Genomic DNA, 25623 nt, shown 5'->3' on the forward strand with positions numbered 1-25623 from the left:
GCTTTAGCGCGGTGGTCCCACCTGACCCCATGCCGAACTCAGAAGTGAAACGCCGTAGCGCCGATGGTAGTGTGGGGTCTCCCCATGCGAGAGTAGGGAACTGCCAGGCATTAATTAGGTGAAGAAGCCCTGAACGGAAGTTCAGGGCTTTTTTACGTCTTGAATCCGGTAAGTTTTACTAATTGAAGAGCTCATTAGATCCCCGAATTAACTGAAAAACTGAAAGAACTCCTCTGCAAAATTCTCTCCTTGTCACAATTTTCCATCCACAGGCAGCGACAATCCCCGCAAGCAGCAGATAGATGCTTTACTAAATCCTTTGGCGTTAATTCTTCGCAAGGAAAAGAGGTAAGCATGACAAGCTCACAACAACAAAAAGTGGCACTATCTGAAGCAGCAGCCGACAGTAAACAGCGCATCTGGGCGATTGTTGGCGCTTCATCCGGCAATTTAGTCGAATGGTTTGATTTCTATGTCTATTCTTTCTTCTCACTCTATTTTGCCCACGTCTTCTTCCCTAGCGGTGATACCACCACGCAACTGCTGCAAACTGCGGGCGTTTTTGCTGCGGGCTTTTTAATGCGTCCGATCGGTGGATGGTTGTTTGGATACATTGCCGATCGCCACGGCCGTAAAGCCTCAATGTTGATCTCAGTGTGCATGATGTGTCTGGGGTCGTTAGTCATCGCCTGTTTACCGGGCTTTAGCGAAATTGGAATAGCCGCCCCAGTTATTCTCCTGCTGGCGCGTATGTTCCAGGGCTTATCGGTTGGTGGCGAGTATGGTACGAGCGCCACCTATATGAGCGAAGTGGCGCTAGAAGGAAGAAAAGGATTTTACGCCTCTTTCCAGTATGTAACGTTAATTGGTGGTCAATTACTGGCAGTGCTGACTGTCGTAGTATTGCAACAAATCCTTAGCGATGAAGAGCTCCGCAGCTGGGGCTGGCGTATCCCATTCTTCCTCGGCGCTATCCTGGCTGTCGTTGCACTGTGGTTGCGTCGTTCTCTCAATGAAACATCAGAGAAAAAACACCGAGAACACCGAGATGCCGGCAGTATTATGGGGTTGCTGCGTAATCACTCGCGAGCCTTTCTGATGGTGCTAGGGTTCACTGCAGGCGGTTCGCTCAGCTTCTATACCTTCACCACTTATATGCAAAAATACCTGGTCAATACCGCGGGAATGGACGCCCGCAGCGCCAGTGGCTTAATGACCGGCGCATTATTGGTATTCATGCTAATTCAGCCGATTGTTGGCGCATTGTCAGACAAAATTGGCCGCCGCGCATCAATGATGATTTTTGGCGCTGGCGCGGCAATTTGTACCGTCCCCATTCTGATGCTGCTGCAAAATGTACAGAGCAGTTGGCTGGCATTTGTATTAATTATGCTGGCGCTGATCATTACCAGCTTCTATACCGCCATCAGCGGCATTTTGAAGGCCGAAATGTTCCCGCCAGAAGTCCGTGCACTGGGGGTTGGGCTATCCTATGCGGTCGCGAATGCGATTTTTGGTGGTTCTGCAGAGTACGTGGCACTACTGCTGAAGCGGGAAGGCATTGAAACCAGTTTCTTCTGGTATGTCTCGGCGATGGGAGCATTGGCGTTTCTGGTCTCGCTTATGCTGCATCGAAAAGGGAAGGGGATTGCGCTGTAGTTACTGGCTTAAATTCCAAAGCGCGATACCGCTGGCAGCGCCGGCAACATCCCAGCTAAGATCTTTCCAACTCCAGCCGCTCCCCGTTGAGCGGCTGTCATATAACTCTTTACCCACACCAAAACTTAATGAAAACAGAAAGCCGAAGCGCAAATTTTTCCCACGGCTTTGATGCTGATGTTGAGATATCTCGCTGCCTGCCGCGGCCAGCGCCGCAGATGAGAAGAAGTGTTCTGCTTTATCTTTGCCCGTCCAGTTATCCTGCGCAACGTGCGCGCATCCACTACACAGCAAAACCACGCAGAGGATAAGCGCACGCATCGGCTAGAGCAGACGGCTAATCAAGCGGTCAATACGGATACGACGCAGGCGGCGAATTAGTTTACGTACCTTAGCTGGATAATCTGAGATGCTTTCCAACTCGCGGAAATGCTGCACCACGGACGTATGCTCACGAATCAACGCCAACTCTTTCTCACGTTGTTCAGCTAACTCATTGCGAGGATCGTGAATCAGCACCGCGTTTTCCAGATCAAGTCGCCACGCGCGTGGATTGAGATTATTACCGGTAATCATCATCCATTCGTCATCAACCCAGATGCCTTTCAGGTGATAACTGTTTTCGCCATCTTTCCACAAGCGCACGGTCAGCTGACCATTATTCACGTAATACTGAAGACGGCTAAGGAAGCGACGCAGGTTAATTTCATAAAGATACGGCAAAGCACCGATAATCTTGAACGGCTGTTCTGGCGGGATATAAAAGTCATTGGCGGTTTTATCGCCGATGATGATCTCCACTTCCTTACCCTGGCGCAGTAAATGAATCAGATTGCGCACCAGAATAGCCGGCAGGTTGAAATAGGGTGTACACAGCGTTAGCTTACGCTCGGCGCAAGGCATCAAATGGAAGATGGTTTTGTTCAGCAGACTGCGTTTACCCAAGCCAACCAGTGGGGTGACGGCAAGGGATTCATTATCTGCATTGCCCGTGAACTGATAATTAAAGCTGCGCAGCTCCTGACGGAATTGACGCGTTTCGTTCTTTATTTCTGGGCTGGAAGGGCGCTCAGTCTTATCGAGGCGGTTGACCGCATCAGATTCTTTAAGATTTTCGCAGATCCACGCATACATGGTGTCGGTCAGCTGCGGATTACGGATCAACTGATAGCGATCATAACGATATTTATCATGCTGATGGAGATAAACATCGTTCAGGCTCGCACCGCTGTAGAGCAGCGTATCATCAATGATGAAACCTTTGAGATGCAGTACGCCGAGCGCTTCACGCGTATTCACCGGAATGCCATAAACCGGGATGGCGATATCGGGATGCTGAGCCGCCATTTCGCAATACCAATCAGCATTGGTCACGCCGCGTGCGGCGCCAATACGACCACGCTGCGCACGATGCCAGTCGACCAGAATGCAGACATCTAACTCTGGACGAGCCTGACGCGCCGCGTACAGCGCCTGCATTATTCCCCGGCCGCCGTCATCATTTTCCAGATACAGCGCCGTAATGCAGATACGCTTTTCTGCCGTGGCTATTTTCGTCAGCAGGGTTTCGCGAAACTCGGCGGGCGAGTAAAGCGTCGTCAGATCCGACACGGATTGTGACAGTTTAGGCAGCTGTGCGAGGTGTTGTTGGTGTTTATTACGTTTAAATTTAGACAACATCACAGTGCACTTCTTCTCTGTTCATTGCATGGCCTTTTGCCATCAAATCATGATCCTAACGTTAAATAATACCATCAACCGGCCTGCAGAGCAGGATTTTTACCTTTCTGTACAGGTTAGCTGATGACATCGCTCAGCGGTAAATTCAGGCTGACAATGCCATCATCCAGTTGAATATTCACGCGAAAATTGAGTTTTCGAGCCAGCGTGATCATGCCGGTATTGTGTGGCATGGTGATACCGTTCAATTGTTGCAGGCCATGATCGCGCGTATACCGAATCATCTTCTCCAGCAGGCGCCTGCCCATGCCCAATCCTTTCAGATCAGAACGCACCAGAACGGAAAATTCTGCGTCGATATTATCGGCATCAGAAATCGCACGCGTCACGCCGATAATCTCATCCACGCCGTTACGCTGGCGGACCGCAACAATGGCCATTTCACGGTCATAATCGATTTGCGTCATATTCGCCAAATCTTCATGGGTGAACTCATTGATTTCACTGAAGTAGCGATAGTAAAGATCTTCTTTGGTTACCTGAGCGATAAAGGCGCGCAGTTGCGGTTCATCTTCTGGCAGAATCGGCCGGAACAGGCAAAATTGCCCATCTTTCAACTGCACCTTCTCTTCCAGATGATGGGGATAAGGACGGATCGCCAGGCGTGTTTCGTTATCACCAATAAACGGCGCCAGCTGTAACGTGACATCCAGCAGCGTGAATTCATTGGCCGACGCCAGCAGCGGGTGAATATCCAGTCGCTGAATCTCCGGGCAATCTACCACCAGGTTGGAAACCTGCACCAGCAGCTGGCTAAGTCCGGCGATATCCAGCGGCCTCAACGCACTACGGCTGCGCACTTTGCCGCTTTTCATCGCCTGAATCACCAGATAACGTGCCAGCGTCATATTCAAAGGCGGTAAAGCCACGGCGGCTTGTTTATCCGGCTGCCACTCCACGCCGCCTTCGCCTAACAGAATGATGGGACCAAACAGCGGATCCTGTTCAACTACCACACGCAATTCCTGGGCGCCGGCACGATTCGCCATACTCTGTACCAGCAGGCCGTCTATATGCGCCTGTGGATGGGTTTCGCGCACGCGATCGAAAATGGCTTCAGCGGCTTGTTCCACTTCCGCAGCGCTTCGCAGATAAAGCATCACGCCTTGCACCTCAGATTTATGCGGAATGTCCGGTGAACGCAGCTTGAGCGCCACCGGATAGCCAATCTGATCGGCGATTTTGCCAGCGGCTGCGCTATCGCTGGCAATCCAGGTCGGCAGCGTTGCTAAACCGTAAGCCTGCAGCACCGGCTGCACTTCATGGGTATCCAGCATGGTGATGCCCTTATCCAGCGCCTGTTGAATCAGCTGGTGCGCTTGCGCGCTGTTCTGCGTCAAACCAAGCGGTAAGGCGGGCGTTTCGCGCAGCTGTTTCTGGTTACGACGGTACTCAACCTGATGCATAAATGCGGTGACGGTACCTTCAGGCGTACGCCAGGTGGGAATGCCGGCTTGCGTAAAGGCGCGCCGCGCAGCCTGTGAGGAGTATTCGCCGCACCAGTTAGTCAGTAGCGTGACCTGCTTGCCACGCGGATGTTTGGCAACCGCAGCGATAATCTGCTCGGCGGTTTCGCTGGAAGGCGATACGGCACTTGGCGCATGAATGATCATCAGCGCATCAAGTTCATGGCTATCCAGTAGCCGTTCAATGCAGGCCACATAACGTGCCGGTGTTGCATCATCTTTTAAGTCGAGCGGATTACCGCGACCGACACCTTCCGGCAGCAGCGCCGCCAGCGCCTGTAATGTCTCATCATTCAGCGTCGCCAGCTTGCCGTTGCGCGCATACAGCTCATCGAGCGCCAGCGCAGCCGGTGCCGCGCCGTTGCTGATAATCATCAGCCGATCGCCGCGTAACGGGCGCATATGGCTGAGCGACTCTACCGCCGTAAAGAGTTCGTGCGTATCCTGCACGCGCAGTAAACCAGCGCGTTGAATCGCCGCATCCCAGGCAGCATCCAATCCGCTACGGGTGCCGATCATCGCCTGCGCCTGATGGCTACGACCACTTTTTATTACCAGAATGGGTTTATTGCGTGAGGCGCTGCGTGAGGCGGAAACAAAGCGGCGCGCATCGCTCAGATGTTCGAGATAGAGCAAAATGGCGCTGGTTTTACCGTCGCGCGCGAGGAAATCTAACAGGTCATCAACGTCGATATCCAGGCTGTCACCCAAGGCGATAAACCACGAGAAACCGAGGTTTCGCTGCTGCGCCCAATCCAGGATGGTATTAGAGACCGCAGCCGATTGTGAAATAAAGGCAATACGTCCTTTCGCAATCGGCACCGGTGAGAAGCTGGCATTCAGCCCTTGCCATGGCGCCAGCAAACCTAAGCTGTTCGGGCCGAGCAGGCGGATTTGCCATTGGCTGGCACAGGCTTTCAGCTCTTCCAGCTGACTGGCCGGTGCCGAAAGAATAATGCAGGCTTTGCAGCCTTTTTCACCCAACTGTTGCAGCAGTTCGAGATTACGTTTGGCGTGGGTGCAGATGATGGCGAGATCGGGCGCGAAGGGCAGGCTGGCGATATCGGGCCAGGCCAGCACGCCGCTCACCGCTTTGTACTTCGGCGTCACCGGCAACACCGGACCGCTAAATCCGCCGGCCAGCAGATTACGCATCATAAAGTAGCCGGCGCGCCCCGGTGTAATCGAGGCACCGATTACCGCGATTGATTTAGGTCGTAACAGCGCTTCCAGTCCGCGTTGGCTCATCATCCGCTCCTGCTATCAAGATTGGCATGATTGTAAACGCTTTTTACCGCGCTTGCCGATTCGCCGATCGCAGGCCGAGGATCTCTTTTAAATTCCAGCGTTTTAAATGGCCGACATACTGCATATTCTGCTGCGCCTGCCATGCAGAGACATCGCCGTCACGTAAATGCAGTAAATCCGCCGGGCTGACCCAATTGGCCTGCCCCTGCAACAGTTCAATACCCGCGTGACGACAGCCCGCCAATACAAATTCGGAACAGAAGAAGCGATTGGCTTGAGGATCGTCAACATCAGCTAACTGCACGCGGGCCATTGCGGTAAGGCAGGCACTGCGAACCTCTTCATTGACGAGCGGCAGTTCACACAGACGGCGTGACACCATAAACGGCATAAACATTACGATGCCCTTGAAGTTGTATTTTTTGCCTTGCTGTAAATCGGCAAACTCCCGTAAGCGCAGCATCTGCTCGCTGGTCATGCCGGGCACGCGCAGCACCAGCAGACTATTGCTTTCATCAATAGCATGATTTAGCGGAATGATTTTAACGCCGCTACCAACCGCTTCCGCGACCTGTTCATCGCCAAGATAAATCGCCAAGATAAATCGCTGCATGGCTTACGCCAGTCAGTGTAAACAGGCGAATTCCCCACGATTGTGGTGACGTGGCGGATGAGAGCAACAAATCGCCAGGCATCAAAGCGCTGCTTGAAATCAGTGCGGTTGGGCGGGTGCTGGCAGATTGCAGCTGCGGCGGAAAAGCGCGGTCGGGTTGTGGGGCGGTGCTGCAGCCGGTGAGCAGCAGCATCAGCAGCCAGAAAATTTTCATCGTGCATCCTTTGCATATAAGGCCAACTCCGTGGCGATGCGCGACTATAAATCAAACTGGCTGGTTACAAAAGCTGCAAATCCTTAAAGGACATTTTCGAGGCTATGCACGGGATGGTGCGGCTTTCCCGCCAGATAAGCGTGACGGAAGCGTGCGAAATAGTGCTGCAGTTCCGCGGCGGCGGCAAGATCGCCCGCTTGTTCCAGCAGCGCGGCGGCGACTTCTGCAGTGCAGTGCTGACCTTCACCATGGGCTTCACGCAGCGTATAGCGTGATGGAGTGGAGACGTTGAGCGACATCACCGGCAGCGCATCCAGCCACGGGCTTTTGCGAAACATCTTACGCGCCTCCGTCCAGGTACCGTCGAGCATGATAAACAGCGGCGGTTTACCGCTGAGCGGTGGGCGGGTGAGTACTTCACGATCGGCATCAGCATAAGCAGCAGGAAACACGACCAGCGGCTGATAATGCTCATTTTTAACCGCTGCCAGCAATGCTGGATCAAGTTCGGTGCGTGACCAGCCAAACGCCTGCGTATCTGGCAGCACATCGGCAATCAGCCTGCCGGTATTGCTTGGCTTCATCGGCTCGGTATCGAACATCACCAGGCAAAAGCGGCTACGCGCTTGCTGTGGCTGGATGGTCGCGCACAGACAATTTTTCTGCGGTAGCAAACAGCGCTGGCAACGTATGACACGATTACCGCGCGCCAGAAACGGGCGCGTAGCGCGTGCTAAACGTTGCGCACGTAAGCGCAGGACGGCATTTTCAAACATAGATTCGCTGGCAGGAGGAAAAACGTCAGTGTAATGGAATTAGCAGGGAAAGGTAATCATAAGGAAGGCCAGCACGCGGCTGGCCATCAGCGATTTACAGCGATTCGTCGAGCCATTCATTGAACGGCGCTTTCGGCATGGCGCCATTCAGCATGTCGACCATCTCGCCGTTCTTGAACAGCATAATGGTAGGAATGCTGCGAATGCGGAAACGCGAGCTCAGCGCCGGTTCCGCTTCCGTGTTTACCTTCACAAATCGCACCTTGCCGCGCCGCTCGTCGGCGACATCTTTAAATACGGGCGCAAAGTTTACGCACGGGCCGCACCACGGTGCCCAGAAGTCGATCACTACCGGCAGATCGTCCTGCAGATATTTATCCAGCGTGGCGGATGTCGCGTTGGCGACTTCACCGTTAAACAGCTCACCGCCGCAACGCCCACATTTTGCTCCATCGGCAATACGCGACTCGGGCACGCGATTGGTTGCCTGACAGGAGGCACAGACTGTATTCATATTTACCTCAACCCGGACCTGTAAATCTGATGATTGCCGGACATTATGAAAAGGTTGAGTGCTATGCTCAATCTGGATTGCCCAATAGGTTCAATAGTTGATAGCTAAGCACCGACACATCAGGTAATCTTCGCGCTCTCAATGCTGGAGGAACAGATGAACGACGAATTTAAAGGCAAAAGCGGCAAGGTAAAAGTGATGTATGTACGTGATGAGGAGGGTGGTCAAAAGCCTAATCCCCGTACCGGCAAAGGCGGCCGTCCTGCTGCGCGCCAGGAAGATAATCGTCGTTCTGGTCCTCGCAGTGCACGTACTAATGAAGAGGGTGGCCGTAGCGGCGCACCGCGTGGCGCACGCAGCGAAGCGGGCGGTCGTGGTTCTGCCCCGCGTGATGCACGTAACAGTGAGCGTGGCCGCAGCTTTGGTCAGCGAGACGATCGTGGTGGCGACAGCCGCAGCTTCGGTGATTCACCGTGGCGTACCGTTTCACGTCCACCCGTGGCTGATGACAGCCAGCTGGATGACGCAGCCAGCAACAAGCCGGTAATCGATCCCGAGCAGATTCGCCGTCAGCGTCAGGAAGAGACGCGCGTATACGGTGAAAATGCGTGTCAGGCGCTGTTCCTGAGCCGTCCGGAAAGCATCGTGCGCGCCTGGTTTGTGCAGAGCGTAACGCCGCGTTTCCGTGAAACGCTGCGTTGGCTGGCGGCCAACCGTAAAGCCTATCACGTAGTGGAAGATGCCGAGCTGACCAAAGCTTCAGGTACTGAACACCACGGCGGCGTGTGTTTCATCATTAAAAAACGTATGGGCATGCCGGTTACTGAGTGGCTGACAAAGGCATCGACCAAAGATTGCGTGCTAGCACTGGAAGATGTCAGCAACCCGCACAACCTCGGCGGCATTATGCGTAGCTGCGCGCACTTCGGTGTGAAAGGTTTGCTGGTGAATGATGCTTCGCTGCTGGAATCGGGTGCGGCAGTTCGTACCGCCGAAGGTGGCGCTGAGCACGTACAGGCGATCAGCGGCGAAAGCTTTGCTGATGGCCTGGAAGCGTTCCGAAAAGCGGGTTACACCATCGTTACCACCTCCAGTCACGAAGGTACGCCATTAGCGAAAGCTGAACTGCCGGCTAAAATGGTGCTGGTATTAGGCCAGGAGAGTGAAGGTCTGTCCGACAGCGCTTTCCAGCAGGGTGATCTCAGCCTGTCAATCGGCGGTACTGGCAACGTTGAAAGCCTCAACGTGTCAGTGGCAACCGGTATTCTGCTCGCCGAATGGTGGCGTCAGAACGCATAAAAAAACGGGCCGCAAGGCCCGTTTTTGTTTTATCGCTTAGTGCGCACCGCCGCCGCCACTGCCGGCACCGAAGGGGGGACGCGCAAACCACACCAGCACCAGCAAGATCAAGAACACACCCGCCGACGCCCAGAAGATCTCATTCGCCGAGATAATCAGCCCCTGATTGGTAATTTGCTGTGCGATATACGCCGATGCCTGCTGCTGGGTCATCCCCATGCTTTCCAGTTGGTCGTACATCTGCTGTGAATTGACGTTGTACGGATTCACCGACTCCGACAAATAGCTATGATGCATCGATTCCCGATTACTCCACATGGTGGTGGTGATCGAGGTGCCGATAGAACCGGCCAATGTACGCACGAAGTTCGACAGGCTTGATGCTGCCGCCATGCGCTCCGGCGGTAAGCCCGACAGCGTAATGGTGGTCAATGGCATAAAGAAGCACGCCACCGCAAAGCCCTGAATAAACTGCGGCCACGCCGATGCGCCAAAATCCATGCCCGGCTCAAACGTGTAGGCGCGCCAGTAGAAACAGACGGCATACATGATAAAGCTGAAGGTCACCAGCTTACGCATGTCCAGCTTATGTGCGAAGCGACCAATAATCGGCGACAGGATTACCGGCAGAATACCTACCGGCGCTGACGCCAATCCGGCCCAGGTGGCGGTGTAGCCATATACCTCCTGCAACAGCTGCGGCAGTAATACTATCGAGCCGAAGTAGAGCATATACGCCAGACTTATCGACAAACAGCCAATGGTGAAGTTGCGCATTTTGAACAGCGACAAATCGACTATCGGGTGATCGTCGGTCAGCTCCCACACCAGCAGCACCAGTAGCGCCACTACTGCGACCACCATGAGCACAATGATTTCGGTGGAGCTGAACCAGTCGAGTTCTTTACCGCGATCGAGCATCACCTGCAGCGAGCCAATCCCGACCACCAGCAGCACCAGGCCGACCATATCGATCGGACGGATCTCGGTTTTGGTCTCACGTCCGCGTAAAGTTTGCAGCGTCAGTAACACCACCACCAAACCAATGGGTACGTTGATAAAGAAGATCCAGCCCCAGTGATAGTTATCGCTGATCCAGCCGCCAAGAATCGGACCGCAGATCGGCGCCACGATCACCGTCATCGCCCATAGCGACAGCGCCACACTGCGCTTCGCCGGTGGATAGTTATTGAGCAACAAACTCTGCGACAGCGGAATCAACGGACCTGCGACCACACCCTGAATGACGCGGAAGAAGATCAGCATCTCCAGGCTTTCGGACATGCCGCAAGCCCAGGACGCCAGCACAAACAGGATGGTCGACCAGGTAAACAGCTTAACTTCACCGATGCGTTTCGCCAGCCAGCCGGTGATGGGGATCGAGATGGCATTCGCCACCCCGAAAGAGGTAATCACCCACGTGCCTTGTGAGTTCGAGGCACCGAGGTTACCGGCGATGGTCGGAATCGCCACGTTAGCGATGGTGGAGTCGAGTACCTGCATAAACGTCGCCAGCGACAGGGCGATGGTCATCAGGACTAACGGCGCACCTTCAAGCGGTTTTTGTGCCACAACAGCCTCCCGCGGCGTTAGTCAGCGTTGGCACGAACGATGTCAGTAATCAGCTGGTTAACCGGCGCAAGGTCGATTGCCAACGCATTACTTTCGTAGGCGGCCTGCGGACGCACCACACTCGCCAGCGTTGCACCCTCTTTATTCTGCGTATCAACTTTCACTAGCGTGGAGAGGCCGATACGCAGCGGATGCTCGGCAACCTGTTTCGGATCCAGTTCGATACGCACCGGCAGACGCTGCACGACTTTGATCCAGTTACCGGTGGCGTTCTGTGCTGGCAGCAGCGAGAAGGCGCTACCGGTACCCATATCCAGTCCAACCACTTTGCCGTGATACTCCACGTCATCCCCGTAGATATCACTCACCACCGTGGCGGATTGACCGATACGTACGCCAGAAAGCTGAGTCTCTTTGAAGTTGGCATCAATCCAAAGGTTGGTGGCCGGAACCACCGCCAGCAGCGGTGTGGTGGTGGAAATTTGTGACCCCACCTGAACGCTACGGCGTGAAATGAAGCCATCAATCGGGCTACGGATGTCGGTGCGCTGCAGCGCCAGCCAGGCATCACGTAGTTCAGCTGCGCTCTGTTGTACCGCAGGCTGATTTTCCAGCGAGGTGTTGAGAATCATCGCCTGATTAGCATTGTATTGCTGAACGGCGACATCCAACTGTGCTTTCGCGGTGGCGACGGCATCACGCGAGTGTTGCAGCTCTTCGCGGCCAATCAGGTTTGAGGCACCCAGCGGCTCGCGGCGTTTCAGGTCAGCTTCAGCCTGATCCAGCGCGGTTTGCTGCAGCTTGATCGTGGCTTGATACTGCTTACCATTGATCATCAGCTGGTGGGTTTGACGCACGCTGGTGGCTAATGCGGTCTGCGCTTTTTCAAACGCCTGCTGCGCATCGGTTTTATCCAGCGAAACCAACACGTCACCTTTTTTGACCCTGTCAGTATTATCAAACCAAACTTTATTTACGCTGCCAGAAACCTGTGCCATCACCTGCACCTGGTTACCCGCCACATACGCATCATCGGTTTCCTGGAAGTGGCGCAGCACCAAATACCAGTAAGCCAGATACGAAACACCAATAATGACAAACACGATAGCCAGCAGGATCAGCACACCTTTGCGCTTCTTCTTTTTATTTGCTGGCTGTTGCGGGCTTTGAGCTTCCGCTGTCGCACTCATGTTGTTCTCCACGTTTTCCATTTAGTCGGGATGTGTTGATCCATCAACACGGTTGCCCGAGTCGAAAAAGCCAGCGCTTAAGCGCTGGCCGGATAAAAGGGGATTAAAATAGCGATTTCGGAAGGTGATTGTGTCGCACTTCTTGCTATTAACGTGACAGGGAGGCGATAACCTGATCTTCGTCCATTTTATCGAGACGGTTAAGTAACTTACGGGTGATGGTTTCCAGCTGATCCTGCTCATTAGTGGAGAGCGAAGACCACAAATATTGCAGGCTCTGATGCTGTGGTGGCAGCAGCTGGCGCAAGAATTCGTTGCCTTTTTCAGTCAGGTGCAGATGCAGGCAGCGGCGATCGTTCTCGCTTTCACGGCGTTCAATCCAGCCGCGCTTCTCCAGCTCATCGGCGATACGCGTTGCGTTAGTGCGTGAGGAGCCCAATGCAGAACTCAATTCTGATGGCTGGATGCTCTGATTTTCCTGGGCATCGAGGGTGATCAGCGCCATGAATAAGGTCTCGTTAATTCCCTGCGCCTTCAACATTTTGTTGCGATTATCCAGCAGTTTTCCCTGCATGTGCATGCACAGGCGGGTCAGAATGATCTCCTGCAGCGGAAAATCTTTATGGCGGTTAGCACGGATGTTTAGCATCTGTTCAATGGGAGTAAACGAACTTTCCATTTTTAAAAAAACCTCTTAGTTGCAACTGGTATAGTAATGATGGTGACAGATAAAGCGTAGTCATATTTTCCGCAGGTGATTGTTCGCACGATCACATTGTCAACATCTGACATTCCAGGTTGTTCCTTAACCCTGGGCATTTCGCCCTGACATCCCGCTTGAAAACCTGCGCGGCCGATGCCATCAATTCATCCCGGGAAACCTTTTTACAGATAAATAATTTCGCGAGAAAAAATAACTCTGGTGAATAACTGCGCTGCTAACCATAACAAAGCCAATCATCAATGAACAGTATTGCTCACCAGTTTGGCCTGACCTTTACGATTTCTAAACACTTTTTCAGCGCATCTTGCCTAAGTAAATCAATGCTTTGATTAACATTATCTTAACAACGCTCGCGCCATAGGAATACCAGCCATGATGATGGAATTCGATCGCCAAACGGGAAGCATTCAGAGCGTGAGGATGAGAGAGATAATCATTTGAGGGTAATAATAACCCAAAAAATTATTTCATTGGTGTGTTAATTAACAGGACGTACCAGTACGCTATAGCGCACGCTTCGCTTATCGAGAGGTTATTCAAGGGAAGGAAAGGGCGAGTCAGGAACCTGCTGTAGCGGTGCAATCTCATGCGCTTGTGGCCAGGGTGCCATGGGTAGGATGAAAAACGGCGCGATAAATCGCGCCGCAACAATATTAACGCTAATGTAATGCGGTTACTTAGCTGCCGCTAATGCGTCCTGAATCCATTTATCAAATTCCGCCTGATGACCTTTAATCCAGCCGTCGACGTGTCCATTGATGTCGGCTTCAGAAGCATGACCGGCATGCATCGCCGCGTTTTCGGCGTTGATATCACCAATGGGCAGCTTCATCTCAGCAAACAGCTTCGCCGCGGCCGGGTTCTTCTCGGTCCAGGCTTTGTTCGCCACGATATGCATGGTGTTCACCGGGAAGCCGTAGTTGGCGCCATTTGCCAGCTTGGTATCAACGTTGCTCTGCTCGCCTGGCAGAGAAGAGAACGGCACCTGCAGCCACACCACATCTTTACCCGGCTTCAGCACGTCGCTCACCCAATAAGGCGTCCAGGTGTAATAGAACACCGGTTTGCCCTGCTTAAAGCGTGTGATGGTATCGGCGATCATCGCCGAGTAGTTGCCCTGATTATGCTCTACGGTGTTGCTCAGCTTATAAGCATCAATCTGATGGTTAATCACCGCTTCACAGCCCCAGCCTGGCGTACAGCCGGTCAAATCGGCTTTACCATCGCCATTGGTATCAAACAGTTTGGCGATCTTCGGATCTTTCAGCTGCTCGATATTGGTGATGTGATATTGCTCAGCGGTTTTCTTATCAATGAGATAACCCTGTGCGGCGCCACCGACGTAGGTGCCCTGGCGATAAAATTTCGCATCGCCGCCCGCAGCTTTATACATGTCGTCGTGCAGCGGTTTCCAGTTGGTGGCAATAAAAGTGGCATCGCCAGCAGCGATGGTGGTGTACGCCACGTTGTAATCAATCTCGCTTGGCTTCTCGACGGTATAGCCGAGTTTCTCCAGCGCGCGGCTCACCAGCAGCGTCTGGAAGGTCTCTTCAGAAATGGTGCTCTGAGTCGGTTTAACGGTGATGCCTTTACCGGGCAGGTCGGCGGCGGACACGTGCGTCGCGGCGAACGTCGTCAGGACGGCAGCAATTAGAGCTGTCTTGCGCATAGTCATTCCTTATTTTACGTGTTACGTCGGAGACGAGCGGCCCCAGCGGACCGCTCATTAAAATCAGGCTTTTTTACTGAAAGGGCGGAGCAGTAGACCCAGCGGGCCCGTGCTGTACCAGTGGCGGCTGCCACGGCTGCGGCTGTCGCGGCCCATCGACTGCGTCAGGCGATCGAGGATGATGGCGAGGATAACAATGCCTACGCCGCCCACGGTGGCGAGCCCCATATCGAGGCGACCAATACCGCGCAGTACCATCTGGCCGAGGCCACCAACGGCAATCATTGAAGCGATCACCACCATCGACAGTGCCAGCATCAGCGTCTGGTTTACGCCGGCCATGATGGTCGGCATTGCCAACGGCAGCTGCACTTTAAACAGCATCTGACGCGGGCTGGCACCGAAGGATTCACTTGCTTCGATCAGATCAGCAGGCACCTGCTTGATGCCGAGAATGGTCAAACGCACAATCGGCGGCAGCGCAAAGATGATGGTCACCACCACGCCCGGAACGTTGCCGATACCAAACAGCATCACGATCGGCACCAGATAAACGAAGGCCGGAGTGGTCTGCATTGCATCCAGCAGCGGACGGATAATGCGTGCGGCACGTTCGCTACGCGCCAGCCAGATGCCGAGCGGCAAGCCGATCACAATGCAGAAGAACAGGGCGGTAAGCACCAATGCCAGCGTCACCATCGCCTGCGACCAGGCACCGATCGCGCCAATCGCAATCAATGAGATCAGCGTAGCAATCCCCATCGCTGGACTGGCAATTTGCCAGGCAATCAGCGCAAACACCACAATTGCCACCGGCGCAGGCATGCCGAGCAGTAACTGCTGAAAGGCGCTGAGGATGTAATCCACCGGCACACGAATGCCCTGGAATACCGGACGGAAATGGCTCACCACCCAATCGATGCCTTCGGTCACCCAGCTGTCGAGCGGAATCCAGGTTTTATGGAACGGGTCCATGATGTTGAAATGCTCAGGTGCGGGAGCGGGTGCGCTGCTGAGCCAGTCGCTGCTGCTGGCGGCATTGCTGGCGGCATCATGGCCACCGCTGCTGGCCGCGGAGGGATCGCCCCACGCATCGGCCGAGCCGTTAGCCGAACCGCTATCAGCCGGTGCAGCACTGCCGCTTGCCCAGGGATCGCTGCTGCTGGCGGCGGCACTGGTATCGGAGGTGGCCGGTTGCTGGGTAGTTTGGCTGGCACTTTCCCACGGATTAGATGTTTGTTCACTCATGATTAGGCTCCTTCACGATCTAAAGCGCGCAACAGCATGCTTTTCGAAATGATACCGACGTACTGATTCTCTTCACTGACCACCGGCACGGCGCAGGGCGCTTGTGCCACATGGGAGAGCAGATCGTTCAGCGAGGTATCGGCAGGAACCGCTAACGGCGTCTCCAGCAGCGCGCTATCCAGCCCTTCACCGGCTGCCAGCGCAGCTTTCAGCGAATCGGTGGACACCACGCCGACAAACTTCTGTTTCTCCAGCACATAGCCATATTCACGATCTTCATCCTGCAACAGCTTGATGGCCGATCGCGGACCAAAACCGGCGGCTTTACGAATCAGCGAGCCCGCACTGCGACGGGCAATATCTTTGGCGCTAAATACATGGCTGATATCGACGCCACGGAAGAAGGTGCGTACATAATCGTTGGCGGGATTATTAAGGATTTCATCCGGCGTGCCGACCTGTACGACTTCGCCACCTTGCATAATGGCAATGCGATCGCCAATACGCATCGCTTCATCGAGGTCATGAGAAATAAATACGATGGTACGCTGATGCTTAGCCTGCAGTTTTACCAGCTCATCCTGCATTTCAGTACGAATCAGCGGATCGAGTGCTGAGAAGGCTTCATCCATCAGTAAAATATCGGGATTAATAGCCAACGCGCGGGCTAATCCAACGCGCTGACGCATACCGCCAGAAAGTTCATCCGGATAGGAGTGGGCATAATTATCCAGGCCAACCTGACGCAGCGCTTCCAGCGCTTTTTCCTGGCGCTCCTGCAACGGCACGTTGGCTAATTCCATGCCAAAGGCGGCATTATTTAGTACCGTCATATGCGGCATTAACGCGAAGGATTGAAATACCATGCTGATCTTATTTCTGCGGACGTCACGCAGTTCTGAATCCGATATTTTAGCAATATCGACACCGTCTATGATTACCTGGCCGCGGGTGGGCTCGATCAGACGATTGAGAAGGCGAACCATGGTGGACTTACCTGAACCTGAAAGCCCCATGATGACGAAGATCTCGCCTTCTTCAATGGCCAGACTGGCATTCTTGACGCCGACAGAGAGACCGGTTTTCGCCAGAATACTCTCTTTGCTTTCGCCTTTATCAATCAGCTTAAATGCCTTTTCGGGATTATCCCCAAATACTTTATATAAATTCTTTACTTCGAGTTTAATTGCCATGCAGTAATTAATTTCCCGGTTAAATGTTTAACTATTTCTTGTTGTGGTCCTGATTAAATTTAAGCGCCCTATACCCTAGCATAGTGAAATTATCTGACAACCCTGAATGGCGATATTCGCCGATGCGCGCATGCACGAATAGCTAAAATCTCCAGTGCTCACAAGGGATGCGCGTGGATTAATTTTTTGCGTTTGATAATTGAATTTAGGCGTGTTTCGGTCTGTTTCTGGTACAGAGTGGCCGAAAATCAATTCGAAATGAAGAAATATAAGTGAAATAAATGACTAAAATGAGCGGAAATAAAATTGGTTTAAAAAATAATCATCACCGGATTAATACGCTAAATAATTCGTGCTGCAGCAAGGCGACAAGCCCGCTCGACCCAGGAGCATAGTTCACTATGTGACTGGGAAGAGTGGGCGCAGTCAACGCAGCTGTGGTGCGAAGTATGACGCGTATTAAAAGTTCCAGTCTTCGTCTTCGGTCTCTACTGCTTTCCCCATAACATAAGAGGAGCCGGAACCTGAGAAGAAGTCATGGTTTTCATCGGCGTTGGGCGATAGCGCGGACAAAATCGCCGGATTCACCGAGGTCAGCTCCGCCGGGAACAGCGCCTCATAACCGAGGTTCATCAGCGCTTTGTTGGCGTTGTAGTGTAGGAAGGTTTTCACCTCTTCCGCCCAGCCCACTTCGCCGTACAAGGCTTCGGTATACACCACTTCGTTTTCGTACAGCGCCAGCAGTAAATCAATCGCAAACTGCTGCAGCTCTTCGCGGCGGCCTGCATCGACGTTTTCCAGCGCTTTTTGGTACTTGTAGCCGATGTAGTAACCGTGCACCGCTTCGTCACGAATGATCAGACGAATCAGGTCGGCGGTGTTGGTCAGCTTGCCTCGGCTCGACCAATACATCGGTAGCCAGAAACCGGAATAGAACAGGAACGATTCAAGGAACACGCTGGCGATTTTTTTCTTCAGCGGATCTTCGGCGCGATAGTGCTCCAGCACAATCTTCGCCTTGTTTTGCAGTGCTTCGTTCTCTTCGCTCCAGCGATAGGCCGCATCGACATCCGCGGTATTACACAGCGTGGAGAAAATCGAACTGTACGAGCGCGCATGCACCGCTTCCATAAAGGAGATGTTTGATAGCACCGCCTCTTCGTGTGGCGTAATGGCATCTTCCATCAGGCCCGGTGCGCCGATCACGTTCTGGATGGTGTCGAGCAGCGTCAAGCCGGTAAATACCCGAATCGTCAGCTGCTGCTGCTGGTGGTCCAGCGACTGCCAGGCAGGCAGATCGTTGGAGAGCGGCACTTTTTCCGGCAGCCAGAAGTTGCTGGTCAGACGATTCCACACTTCGAGGTCTTTCTCATCCTGGATGCGGTTCCAGTTAATCGCTTGAATTTGTTTTAGTTGCATAGTTTTCATCACAGTGAGCAGGAGACGCAGCCCTGTACCTCGGTGCCTTGCAGCGCCATCTGGCGCAGACGAATGTAATAGAGCGTTTTGATGCCTTTCTTCCACGCGTAAATCTGCGCTTTGTTGATATCGCGCGTCGTAACGTCATCGCGGAAGAACAGAGTCAATGACAGGCCTTGATCGACGTGCTGCGTGGCTTCGGCGTAAGTATCAATAATCGCTTCCGGACCAATCGAGTACGCATCCTGATAGAGGTCAAGATTGTCGTTGGTCATAAACGGCGCCGGATAATAGACGCGGCCGGTTTTGCCCTCTTTACGAATCTCAATGCGCGACACGATCGGGTGAATGCTTGAAGTGGCGTGGTTGATGTACGAGATCGAACCGGTTGGCGGAATCGCCTGCAGGTTCTGGTTGTATAACCCATGCTGCATTACCGCTTCGCGCAACGCTTGCCAGTCGGCCTGCGACGGCAGGGCAATCCCGGCATCGGCAAACAGTTGTGCCACACGCGCGGTGCGTGGCTGCCAGGCTTGTTCGACATACTTATCGAAATATTTGCCATTGGCGTATTGTGATTCGGCGAAACCGTCGAAACTTTTCTGATGCTCCTGCGCCAGCAGATTCGAGGTGCGCACAGCGTAGTAGGTGACGCAGTAGAAGTAGAGATTGGTGAAGTCCAGCGCTTCTTCTGAACCGTACGCCATGCCTTCGCGCGCCAGATAGCCGTGCAGGTTCATTTGACCGAGGCCGATAGCGTGCGAACGACGATTCCCTTCCGCCACCGATGGCACCGAGTTAATTTCACTCATTTCAGAGACGGCGGTCAGTGCACGCACCGCGGTTTCCACAGTCTGCGCCAGATTGCGTGAATCCATGGCATGCGCAATGTTGAGCGAGCCGAGGTTGCAGGAGATATCCTTGCCGACGCGGCGATAGCTGAGATCGTCATAGAACTCGCTGGCGCTGTTGACCTGCAAAATCTCGGAGCACAGGTTGCTCATGTTGATGCGGCCGGCAATCGGGTTGCTGCGGTTAACGCTATCCTCGAACATGATGTACGGATAGCCCGATTCAAACTGAATCTCCGCCAGCGTCTGGAAGAAGTCGCGCGGCTTGATGTAGGTTTTAGTGATGCGATCGTCCGCTAGCATCTCGTCGTAATGCTCGCTAATGCTGATATCACCAAACGCTTTGCCGTAGATGCGCTCGACATCGTAGGGCGAGAACAGCGCCATATCGCGATTCTCTTTCGCCAGCTGGAAGGTGATATCCGGGATCACCACGCCAAGCGATAGCGTTTTAATGCGGATTTTCTCGTCGGCATTTTCGCGTTTGGTATCGAGGAAGCGGAAAATATCCGGGTGATGCGCATTCAGCCACACCGCGCCCGCACCCTGACGCGCGCCAAGTTGATTAGCGTAGGAAAACGCATCTTCTAGCATCTTCATTACCGGAATCACACCGGACGATTGGTTCTCAATGCGCTTAATCGGCGCACCCGATTCACGCAGGTTGGAGAGCAGGAACGCCACGCCGCCACCGCGTTTTGACAGCTGTAACGCTGAGTTCACTGCGCGACCAATCGATTCCATATTGTCTTCGATGCGCAGCAGGAAGCAGGAGACCAGCTCGCCGCGCTGCTGCTTACCGCAGTTGAGGAAGGTTGGCGTAGCGGGCTGGAAGCGGCCGCTAAGCATCTCCGCCAGCAACTCACGCGCTAAGCTTTCATTGCCGCGTGCCAGCGTCAGCGCCACCATGCAGGCGCGCTGTTCGAACGTTTCCAGATAGCGTTTGCCGTCAAAGGTTTTCAGCGTGTAGCTGGTGTAAAACTTCCACGCACCAAGGAAGGTGTGAAAACGAAAACCCGCAGCGTCGGCGTCGTCATGCAGCTGACACAGGAAATCGAATTCATACTGATTCAGCACGTCGGCTTCGTAGTAGCCTTCGGCCACCAGATAGCGCAGGCGCTCGCCCGCCGAGGTAAACTGCACGGTGTTGGGCTGCACATGTTGCAGGAAGAACTGGCGCGTAGCTTCGTGATCTTTGCTGAACTGGATACGGCCATCGGCGTCATACAGGTTCAGCATTGCGTTCAGCGCGTGATAGTCCAGCTGCGTGCTGTTCAGGGTGTCTGTCGTTGCCAAAATTGGGTCACTCCCGCTTTTACATTAGCGATATCGTCGGGGGTTCCCATTAGCTCAAAGCGGTAGAGATAGGGAACCTGACATTTCTGCGCAATGATGTCGCCCGCCAGGCAATAGCCTTCACCGAAGTTGCGGTTACCGGCAGCAATCACCCCGCGAATCCCGCGTCGGTTGGCATCATCATTGAGGAATTGAATCACTTGTCTCGGCACCGCACCGCGCGAACTGCCGCCGCCGTAGCTCGGCACCACTAAAATGTAGGGTTGTTCGATATGCAGGCGCTGCGTGCCGTCAACCGGAATGCGGCGGGCAGGCAGCCCAAGACGAGTGATGAATCGGTGCGTGTTTTCCGACTGGCTAGAGAAATAGACCAGTGGAAACATGGCTTATCCCCCGACCGCTGCGAGCTGGCGCAGGCCGGCGATTTTGTCGGGGCGGAAACCACTCCAGTGATCGTCTTGCGTCATCACCACCGGCACCTGGCGATAACCAAGGGATTTGAGGTTGTCGATGGCTTCAGGTTGGCTATCCAGGTTAATCAGCTGATAGTCGATACCTTTGCGGTCCATGGCATTTTTTGTCGCATTGCACTGGACACAGTTGTCTTTGGTGTAAATAATAATGCGCATGATTCGTATTTCCCTTTGATGGCGGTCAGATTGCGAGATACGAAGCAAAATCCGGTTTGCATCGAACTTCGTCCTTGACGACATTTGGTAGCTGGTTGATGGGTTGAATACTAGATGTAGTGCTTCTGGTGGTCAAGCCCACCAGATATAGGGTTTTGTGATTTTGAACGTCGGATAATCGCTAAGGCCAGAGATCATGCGCCTTCCAGGCCGGAAAAATTTTTTGTAAAGGGATTGAGGGGGGAGGTTAGGTCGAATTTTGTGCGGTTTGGCCCTCATCCCAGCCTTCTCCCGCCAGCGGGAGAAGGAGCCGATCGAGCTTCGATATAAACTAATGAACCACCTAGCTATCCCCTCTCCCGCTTGCGGGAGAGGGTTAGGGTGAGGGCCAAAGCGCACAGATCGCACCCACAAAAAAGCCCCGCACAAGGCGAGGCTGTTTGCATGCAATGACACGCTTATCGGCGAGAAGACACCAACAGCGCGCCGAGCACCAGACCTACCGCAGCACCAACACCAACGCCGTGCCACGGTTTGTCATGCACATAAGCATCAACCTGAGTACCCGCATCACGTGCCGCTTGTGACACGCGACTCTGACCGCCGCTCAGTTTGGCACGCGTCTGTTTCAGCAGCGCCTGCGCCTGGCTGCGTGCACTATCAACCTCGTCTTTGGCTTCACTGCCATAAGATTTAAGTAACGCCTCTAGCGAATCGGCCAGTTCGTTTACATCCTGATTGATATCAATGTCATCGTTTTTTACGCTTCGATTAAACATTTTTTAGCTCCCTTTGATTTAAAACGTAATACTCAGTGTAGACGAAGCGTGATTAAACGCAGGGATGTGCCAGGCTTTAGGGAAAATTCCGAATGCCCATGCCATCCTGCTGTTGTAAGGTTGCGGGGCTGTGAGAAGAGAGGAGCAAGCATGTATTTACGACCCGATGAGGTAGCACGCGTACTAGAGAAAGCGGGCTTCGAAATGGATACCCAGACGCCAAAAATTTACGGTTATCGCCGCGGCGAAAACTATGTCTACGTTAATCGCGAAGCGCGCATGGGACGTACTGCGTTGATTATTCACCCTACGCTGAAAGAGAAAAGCCACGGCTTTGCTGAACCGGCGTCGGAAATGAAAACCTGCGATCACTACACGCAATTCCCGCTCTACTTAATGGGCGATTCGCAGGAGCATTACGGCATTCCGCACGGCTTCAGCTCGCGCGTGGCGCTTGAGCGTTATCTGCAGGGCGTTTTCGGCGCCTGATGCTGCGCCCCGTGGTTGCGGGGCCGCACACCTTCCCCAAATCCTTACCTTCTACCACGTTGCAAATCGCCACGCCGACGCGTATAACCCTGTGTCCATATAGATGTTCAGACGTCCATACGGATAAAAATGATGCAAACTCAGGATTCGCCCCCGCAGGAAAATTTTAAGCGCACCATGAAAGTACGGCATCTGGTGATGCTGTCGCTCGGCGGTGTGATTGGTACCGGCTTGTTCTTCAATACCGGCTACATCATCTCAACTACCGGCGCGGCTGGCACCTTGCTGGCTTATCTGATTGGCGCGCTGGTGGTATGGCTGGTGATGGTGTGCCTCGGCGAGCTGGCTGTAGCGATGCCGGAAACCGGCGCGTTTCATGTCTATGCCGCACGCTATCTCAGCCCGGCAACCGGTTATACCGTCGCCTGGCTCTACTGGCTCACCTGGACGGTTGCGCTGGGATCCAGCCTGACTGCCGCCGGCTTTTGTATGCAGTACTGGTTCCCGAGCGTGCCGGTGTGGCTATGGTGTCTGGTGTTCTGCATCGCCATTTATCTGCTGAACATTGTCTCGACGCGCTTCTTTGCCGAAGGCGAGTTTTGGTTCTCCATCATTAAAGTGATCACCATCATCGCTTTTATCATTCTCGGGGCCGGTGCCATCTTCGGTTTTATCCCGATGAAAGATGGCAGCGCCGCGCCCGGCTTGCACAATCTCACCGCCTCGGGCTGGCTGCCACACGGCACTTTGCCGATTCTGATGACCATGGTGGCGGTAAACTTCGCCTTCTCGGGCACGGAATTGATCGGTATCGCCGCCGGTGAAACCGAACAGCCACAAAAAGCGCTGCCGCTGGCGATCCGCACGACGGTCGCGCGTTTGATCATCTTCTTTATCGGCACGGTATTCGTGCTGGCGGCGTTGATCCCGATGGATCAGGCGGGGATCGTCAAAAGTCCGTTTGTGCTGGTGTTTGAAAAGATCGGCATTCCGTATGCAGCGGATATTTTCAACTTCGTGATCCTCACGGCGATTCTTTCGGCCGCCAACTCGGGCCTGTATGCTTCAGGTCGTATGTTGTGGTCGCTAGCCAATGAGAAAACCTTGCCGCGCTGTTTTGCGCGCGTGAACCCGCGTGGCATTCCGGTGCTGGCGCTAACGGTCAGTATGATTGGCGGGCTGCTGGCGCTGTTCTCCAGCGTCATTGCACCGGATACGGTGTTTGTCGCGCTGTCGGCGATCTCCGGCTTTGCCGTAGTGGCGGTGTGGCTGAGCATTTGCGCCTCACATTATGTGTTCCGCCGTCGTCATCTGCAGGCGGGCGGTACTTTGCAACAGCTGGCTTATCGCGCACCGCTTTACCCGCTAACGCCGATTCTCGGCTTCCTGCTGTGCCTGTTGGCATGCATCGGTTTAGCGTTCGATCCGTCGCAGCGCATTGCGCTGTGGTGCGGCATTCCATTTGTGCTGTTCTGCTATGCCGCCTACCATGTCACCCAACGACGTAAATCATCTCACAAGGCTGAGGAGGCCAACGATGTCGCGTAATCCCATCGCGCAGGCACTAACCCACACTGACACGCTGATTCTGGATGGTGCATTGGCGACAGAACTGGAGGCGCGCGGCTGCAATCTGGCTGATGCACTGTGGTCGGCCAAAGTGCTGATGGAAAATCCAGAGCTGATTTATCAGGTGCATCACGACTACTTTGCCGCAGGCGCACATGTGGCGATCACCGCCAGCTATCAGGCCACGCCGCAGGGGTTTGCCGCGCGCGGATTAGATGAAGCGCAGGCGCTGGCACTGATCAAACAGAGCGTGCAGTTGGCGCAGCGTGCGCGCGACGATTATCGCGCATCATCTGCCAGCACCGCACCGCTGTTGGTGGCCGGTTCTGTCGGGCCGTATGGCGCGTTTCTGGCCAATGGCGCCGAGTATCGCGGTGATTACGCGCTGCCAGAAGAGGAGATGAAAGCGTTCCATCGTCCGCGCGTGAAGGCATTGCTGGAGGCGGGAGTTGATCTGCTGGCATGTGAAACGCTGCCGTCGTTTGCCGAAGCGCAGGCGCTGATAAGCTTATTGGCCGAGTTCCCGGACAGCAGCGCGTGGTTCTCCTTTACCTTGCGTGATGCTGAGCACATCAGCGACGGAACGCCGCTGAGCCAAGTGGCCGAGTTGGTGAATGGCGCGCCGCAGGTGGTAGCGATTGGCATCAACTGCGTAGCGCTAGAGAGCGTAACGCCGGCCCTGCGCAGCTTGCAGGCGCAGAGCGATAAGCCGCTGCTGGTCTATCCCAACTCCGGTGAGCAATATGATGCCAGCAGCAAAACCTGGCACTCGGCACCGTCGGGTTGCACGCTGCATGACAAGTTCCACGAGTGGCAGCTGGCCGGTGCGCGTCTGATTGGCGGCTGCTGCCGCACCACGCCGCAGGATATCGCCGCGATTGCCGCCTGTTGTCAACCGCAATAAAGCGCAGAAAATCATCAGTGATAGCGCGATTAAGCACAGAAGGGCGAGGTAAACTCTCCTTTCTGATGCTGAAGCGGACCTGCTATGAACCTGCGACACCTTTTTCCTGCCTGTGCGCTGCTGCTGAGCGGCTGTGCCACCATTGTCGGCACTGAAACGCAACCGGTAAAAATCGACTCCGTGCCGCAAGGCGCACGTTTCACCGTGCAGGATGAGAACGGCCGCGCGGTAGCGCAGGGTTATACGCCGCAAACCGTCGAGCTGGCAAAATCCACCGGTAACTATTTTGGTAAGAAGCACTATCAGGTGATGCTGGAGAGCCCGGGCTACGTGCCGGTGACGTTGCCGATCGAGGCCAATGCCAATCTGTGGTATTTGATCGGCAATATCCCGCTGTTGGGCTTCCCCGGCTGGCTGTTGGTCGATCCCTTCTATGGCGGCATGTACGATCTGAAGCCTGAACATCCGCAGCCGAAGCTGAACGTGGTGGGTGCGCGCGGTTGATATACAGGTGCGCATGAATGCGCACCCTACGAAAACCCGGTTACATTAACGTAAGGTC

The 25623-nt window shown here is 54.2% G+C and carries 24 protein-coding genes and 1 rRNA gene; 7 read left to right on the top strand and 18 right to left on the bottom strand.

Annotation, left to right across the window (positions count from 1 at the left end):
- Positions 1–109 (top strand): 5S ribosomal RNA (gene rrf / locus WFL93_RS09255); the annotation flags it as partial.
- A 245-nt stretch (positions 110–354) separates the two neighbouring features.
- Positions 355–1659 carry an MFS family transporter gene (locus tag WFL93_RS09260; protein ID WP_336777979.1) on the top strand — a complete coding sequence of 435 codons (1305 nt, stop codon included), beginning with the start codon at positions 355–357 and terminating at the stop codon, positions 1657–1659.
- Here the strand turns inward: WFL93_RS09260 and WFL93_RS09265 are convergent, their stop codons facing one another.
- The 7 genes from WFL93_RS09265 to trxC form a co-directional block, all read right to left on the bottom strand.
- Positions 1660–1980 (bottom strand): YfiM family lipoprotein, encoded by a 321-nt coding sequence (locus WFL93_RS09265; protein WP_180822321.1) that lies wholly within the window; start codon positions 1978–1980, stop codon positions 1660–1662.
- A gap of 3 nt (positions 1981–1983) precedes the next feature.
- Positions 1984–3339, bottom strand: coding sequence for a CDP-diacylglycerol--serine O-phosphatidyltransferase (pssA, locus tag WFL93_RS09270; RefSeq protein WP_007886380.1), 1356 nt, complete (start codon positions 3337–3339; stop codon positions 1984–1986).
- Between the two features lie 116 nt (positions 3340–3455).
- Positions 3456–6113, bottom strand: coding sequence for a bifunctional acetate--CoA ligase family protein/GNAT family N-acetyltransferase (locus WFL93_RS09280; RefSeq protein WP_336778169.1), 2658 nt, complete (start codon positions 6111–6113; stop codon positions 3456–3458).
- Positions 6114–6156: 43 nt separating this feature from the next.
- A complete protein-coding gene (locus WFL93_RS09285) occupies positions 6157–6726 on the bottom strand; it encodes a YiiX/YebB-like N1pC/P60 family cysteine hydrolase (RefSeq protein WP_336777980.1) in 570 nt (189 codons plus the stop codon).
- The gene (locus tag WFL93_RS09290; protein ID WP_336777981.1) at positions 6689–6940 is read right to left on the bottom strand and encodes a hypothetical protein; all 252 of its coding nucleotides are present in this window, start codon (positions 6938–6940) and stop codon (positions 6689–6691) included. The genes WFL93_RS09285 and WFL93_RS09290 overlap by 38 nt, the downstream gene beginning before the upstream one ends.
- 83 nt (positions 6941–7023) lie before the next feature.
- A complete protein-coding gene (locus tag WFL93_RS09295; protein ID WP_336777982.1) occupies positions 7024–7716 on the bottom strand; it encodes a tRNA-uridine aminocarboxypropyltransferase in 693 nt (230 codons plus the stop codon).
- A gap of 94 nt (positions 7717–7810) precedes the next feature.
- Complete coding sequence (gene trxC, locus WFL93_RS09300) at positions 7811–8230, bottom strand: thioredoxin TrxC (protein WP_007886387.1); 420 nt, start codon at positions 8228–8230, stop codon at positions 7811–7813.
- Positions 8231–8386: 156 nt separating this feature from the next.
- Here trxC and WFL93_RS09305 point away from each other — a divergent pair, with 156 nt between their 5' ends.
- Positions 8387–9529 carry a tRNA/rRNA methyltransferase gene (locus WFL93_RS09305; protein ID WP_007886389.1) on the top strand — a complete coding sequence of 381 codons (1143 nt, stop codon included), beginning with the start codon at positions 8387–8389 and terminating at the stop codon, positions 9527–9529.
- A gap of 36 nt (positions 9530–9565) precedes the next feature.
- Here the strand turns inward: WFL93_RS09305 and emrB are convergent, their stop codons facing one another.
- The 11 genes from emrB to WFL93_RS09360 form a co-directional block, all read right to left on the bottom strand.
- Positions 9566–11101, bottom strand: a complete 1536-nt coding sequence (gene emrB, locus WFL93_RS09310) for a multidrug efflux MFS transporter permease subunit EmrB (protein WP_007886391.1) — start codon at positions 11099–11101, stop codon at positions 9566–9568.
- A 17-nt stretch (positions 11102–11118) separates the two neighbouring features.
- Positions 11119–12291 (bottom strand): multidrug efflux MFS transporter periplasmic adaptor subunit EmrA, encoded by a 1173-nt coding sequence (gene emrA, locus WFL93_RS09315; RefSeq protein WP_007886393.1) that lies wholly within the window; start codon positions 12289–12291, stop codon positions 11119–11121.
- A gap of 148 nt (positions 12292–12439) precedes the next feature.
- On the bottom strand, positions 12440–12970 hold the full coding sequence (mprA, locus tag WFL93_RS09320) for a transcriptional repressor MprA (RefSeq protein ID WP_007886395.1): 531 nt from the start codon (positions 12968–12970) through the stop codon (positions 12440–12442).
- Between the two features lie 718 nt (positions 12971–13688).
- Positions 13689–14684: a glycine betaine/L-proline ABC transporter substrate-binding protein ProX gene (proX, locus tag WFL93_RS09325; RefSeq protein ID WP_336777983.1), complete on the bottom strand. Its 996-nt coding sequence runs from the start codon at positions 14682–14684 to the stop codon at positions 13689–13691.
- Positions 14685–14747: 63 nt separating this feature from the next.
- A complete protein-coding gene (gene proW / locus WFL93_RS09330; protein ID WP_336777984.1) occupies positions 14748–15932 on the bottom strand; it encodes a glycine betaine/L-proline ABC transporter permease ProW in 1185 nt (394 codons plus the stop codon).
- A 2-nt stretch (positions 15933–15934) separates the two neighbouring features.
- Complete coding sequence (proV, locus tag WFL93_RS09335) at positions 15935–17125, bottom strand: glycine betaine/L-proline ABC transporter ATP-binding protein ProV (RefSeq protein WP_007886409.1); 1191 nt, start codon at positions 17123–17125, stop codon at positions 15935–15937.
- Positions 17126–17584: 459 nt separating this feature from the next.
- Positions 17585–18544 carry a class 1b ribonucleoside-diphosphate reductase subunit beta gene (gene nrdF / locus WFL93_RS09340; RefSeq protein WP_036620205.1) on the bottom strand — a complete coding sequence of 320 codons (960 nt, stop codon included), beginning with the start codon at positions 18542–18544 and terminating at the stop codon, positions 17585–17587.
- 8 nt (positions 18545–18552) lie between these two features.
- Positions 18553–20691 carry a class 1b ribonucleoside-diphosphate reductase subunit alpha gene (nrdE, locus tag WFL93_RS09345; RefSeq protein ID WP_336777985.1) on the bottom strand — a complete coding sequence of 713 codons (2139 nt, stop codon included), beginning with the start codon at positions 20689–20691 and terminating at the stop codon, positions 18553–18555.
- A complete protein-coding gene (gene nrdI, locus WFL93_RS09350) occupies positions 20670–21074 on the bottom strand; it encodes a class Ib ribonucleoside-diphosphate reductase assembly flavoprotein NrdI (RefSeq protein WP_007886412.1) in 405 nt (134 codons plus the stop codon). The genes nrdE and nrdI overlap by 22 nt, the downstream gene beginning before the upstream one ends.
- 3 nt (positions 21075–21077) lie before the next feature.
- Positions 21078–21320 (bottom strand): glutaredoxin-like protein NrdH, encoded by a 243-nt coding sequence (gene nrdH, locus WFL93_RS09355; protein WP_007886413.1) that lies wholly within the window; start codon positions 21318–21320, stop codon positions 21078–21080.
- A gap of 458 nt (positions 21321–21778) precedes the next feature.
- Positions 21779–22099 carry a DUF883 family protein gene (locus WFL93_RS09360; protein WP_007886414.1) on the bottom strand — a complete coding sequence of 107 codons (321 nt, stop codon included), beginning with the start codon at positions 22097–22099 and terminating at the stop codon, positions 21779–21781.
- Positions 22100–22249: 150 nt separating this feature from the next.
- On the opposite strand from WFL93_RS09360, the gene WFL93_RS09365 reads away from it, so the two are divergent.
- The 4 genes from WFL93_RS09365 to WFL93_RS09380 all read left to right on the top strand — a co-directional run bounded on the left by WFL93_RS09365 (position 22250) and on the right by WFL93_RS09380 (position 25565).
- Positions 22250–22588, top strand: coding sequence for a DUF2002 family protein (locus WFL93_RS09365; RefSeq protein WP_007886422.1), 339 nt, complete (start codon positions 22250–22252; stop codon positions 22586–22588).
- A 132-nt stretch (positions 22589–22720) separates the two neighbouring features.
- Positions 22721–24136: an S-methylmethionine permease gene (mmuP, locus tag WFL93_RS09370; RefSeq protein ID WP_336778170.1), complete on the top strand. Its 1416-nt coding sequence runs from the start codon at positions 22721–22723 to the stop codon at positions 24134–24136.
- Positions 24126–25061: a homocysteine S-methyltransferase gene (mmuM, locus tag WFL93_RS09375; RefSeq protein ID WP_336777986.1), complete on the top strand. Its 936-nt coding sequence runs from the start codon at positions 24126–24128 to the stop codon at positions 25059–25061. The genes mmuP and mmuM overlap by 11 nt, the downstream gene beginning before the upstream one ends.
- A gap of 84 nt (positions 25062–25145) precedes the next feature.
- Entirely contained in the window at positions 25146–25565 is a 420-nt protein-coding gene (locus WFL93_RS09380; RefSeq protein WP_007886429.1) for a hypothetical protein, read from the top strand.
- The last annotated feature ends 58 nt before the right edge of the window (positions 25566–25623 follow it).

The organism is Pantoea sp. USHLN256 (genome assembly GCF_037149875.1).
Taxonomy (GTDB): domain Bacteria; phylum Pseudomonadota; class Gammaproteobacteria; order Enterobacterales; family Enterobacteriaceae; genus Pantoea; species Pantoea nemavictus.

What these genes read in the sequence shown, in the direction of transcription:
- WFL93_RS09290 (WP_336777981.1), bottom strand. Translation starts at nt 6,940, where the DNA reads ATGAAAATTTTCTGGCTGCTGATGCTGCTGCTCACCGGCTGCAGCACC.
- trxC (WP_007886387.1), bottom strand. Translation starts at nt 8,230, where the DNA reads ATGAATACAGTCTGTGCCTCCTGTCAGGCAACCAATCGCGTGCCCGAG.
- nrdF (WP_036620205.1), bottom strand. Translation starts at nt 18,544, where the DNA reads ATGCAACTAAAACAAATTCAAGCGATTAACTGGAACCGCATCCAGGAT.
- WFL93_RS09260 (WP_336777979.1), top strand. Translation starts at nt 355, where the DNA reads ATGACAAGCTCACAACAACAAAAAGTGGCACTATCTGAAGCAGCAGCC.
- WFL93_RS09380 (WP_007886429.1), top strand. Translation starts at nt 25,146, where the DNA reads ATGAACCTGCGACACCTTTTTCCTGCCTGTGCGCTGCTGCTGAGCGGC.
- WFL93_RS09295 (WP_336777982.1), bottom strand. Translation starts at nt 7,716, where the DNA reads ATGTTTGAAAATGCCGTCCTGCGCTTACGTGCGCAACGTTTAGCACGC.
- nrdI (WP_007886412.1), bottom strand. Translation starts at nt 21,074, where the DNA reads ATGTTTCCACTGGTCTATTTCTCTAGCCAGTCGGAAAACACGCACCGA.
- nrdH (WP_007886413.1), bottom strand. Translation starts at nt 21,320, where the DNA reads ATGCGCATTATTATTTACACCAAAGACAACTGTGTCCAGTGCAATGCG.
- WFL93_RS09265 (WP_180822321.1), bottom strand. Translation starts at nt 1,980, where the DNA reads ATGCGTGCGCTTATCCTCTGCGTGGTTTTGCTGTGTAGTGGATGCGCG.
- proX (WP_336777983.1), bottom strand. Translation starts at nt 14,684, where the DNA reads ATGCGCAAGACAGCTCTAATTGCTGCCGTCCTGACGACGTTCGCCGCG.
- mmuM (WP_336777986.1), top strand. Translation starts at nt 24,126, where the DNA reads ATGTCGCGTAATCCCATCGCGCAGGCACTAACCCACACTGACACGCTG.
- mprA (WP_007886395.1), bottom strand. Translation starts at nt 12,970, where the DNA reads ATGGAAAGTTCGTTTACTCCCATTGAACAGATGCTAAACATCCGTGCT.
- WFL93_RS09280 (WP_336778169.1), bottom strand. Translation starts at nt 6,113, where the DNA reads ATGAGCCAACGCGGACTGGAAGCGCTGTTACGACCTAAATCAATCGCG.
- emrA (WP_007886393.1), bottom strand. Translation starts at nt 12,291, where the DNA reads ATGAGTGCGACAGCGGAAGCTCAAAGCCCGCAACAGCCAGCAAATAAA.
- WFL93_RS09285 (WP_336777980.1), bottom strand. Translation starts at nt 6,726, where the DNA reads ATGCAGCGATTTATCTTGGCGATTTATCTTGGCGATGAACAGGTCGCG.
- pssA (WP_007886380.1), bottom strand. Translation starts at nt 3,339, where the DNA reads ATGTTGTCTAAATTTAAACGTAATAAACACCAACAACACCTCGCACAG.
- proV (WP_007886409.1), bottom strand. Translation starts at nt 17,125, where the DNA reads ATGGCAATTAAACTCGAAGTAAAGAATTTATATAAAGTATTTGGGGAT.
- mmuP (WP_336778170.1), top strand. Translation starts at nt 22,721, where the DNA reads ATGCAAACTCAGGATTCGCCCCCGCAGGAAAATTTTAAGCGCACCATG.
- proW (WP_336777984.1), bottom strand. Translation starts at nt 15,932, where the DNA reads ATGAGTGAACAAACATCTAATCCGTGGGAAAGTGCCAGCCAAACTACC.
- WFL93_RS09365 (WP_007886422.1), top strand. Translation starts at nt 22,250, where the DNA reads ATGTATTTACGACCCGATGAGGTAGCACGCGTACTAGAGAAAGCGGGC.
- WFL93_RS09305 (WP_007886389.1), top strand. Translation starts at nt 8,387, where the DNA reads ATGAACGACGAATTTAAAGGCAAAAGCGGCAAGGTAAAAGTGATGTAT.
- WFL93_RS09360 (WP_007886414.1), bottom strand. Translation starts at nt 22,099, where the DNA reads ATGTTTAATCGAAGCGTAAAAAACGATGACATTGATATCAATCAGGAT.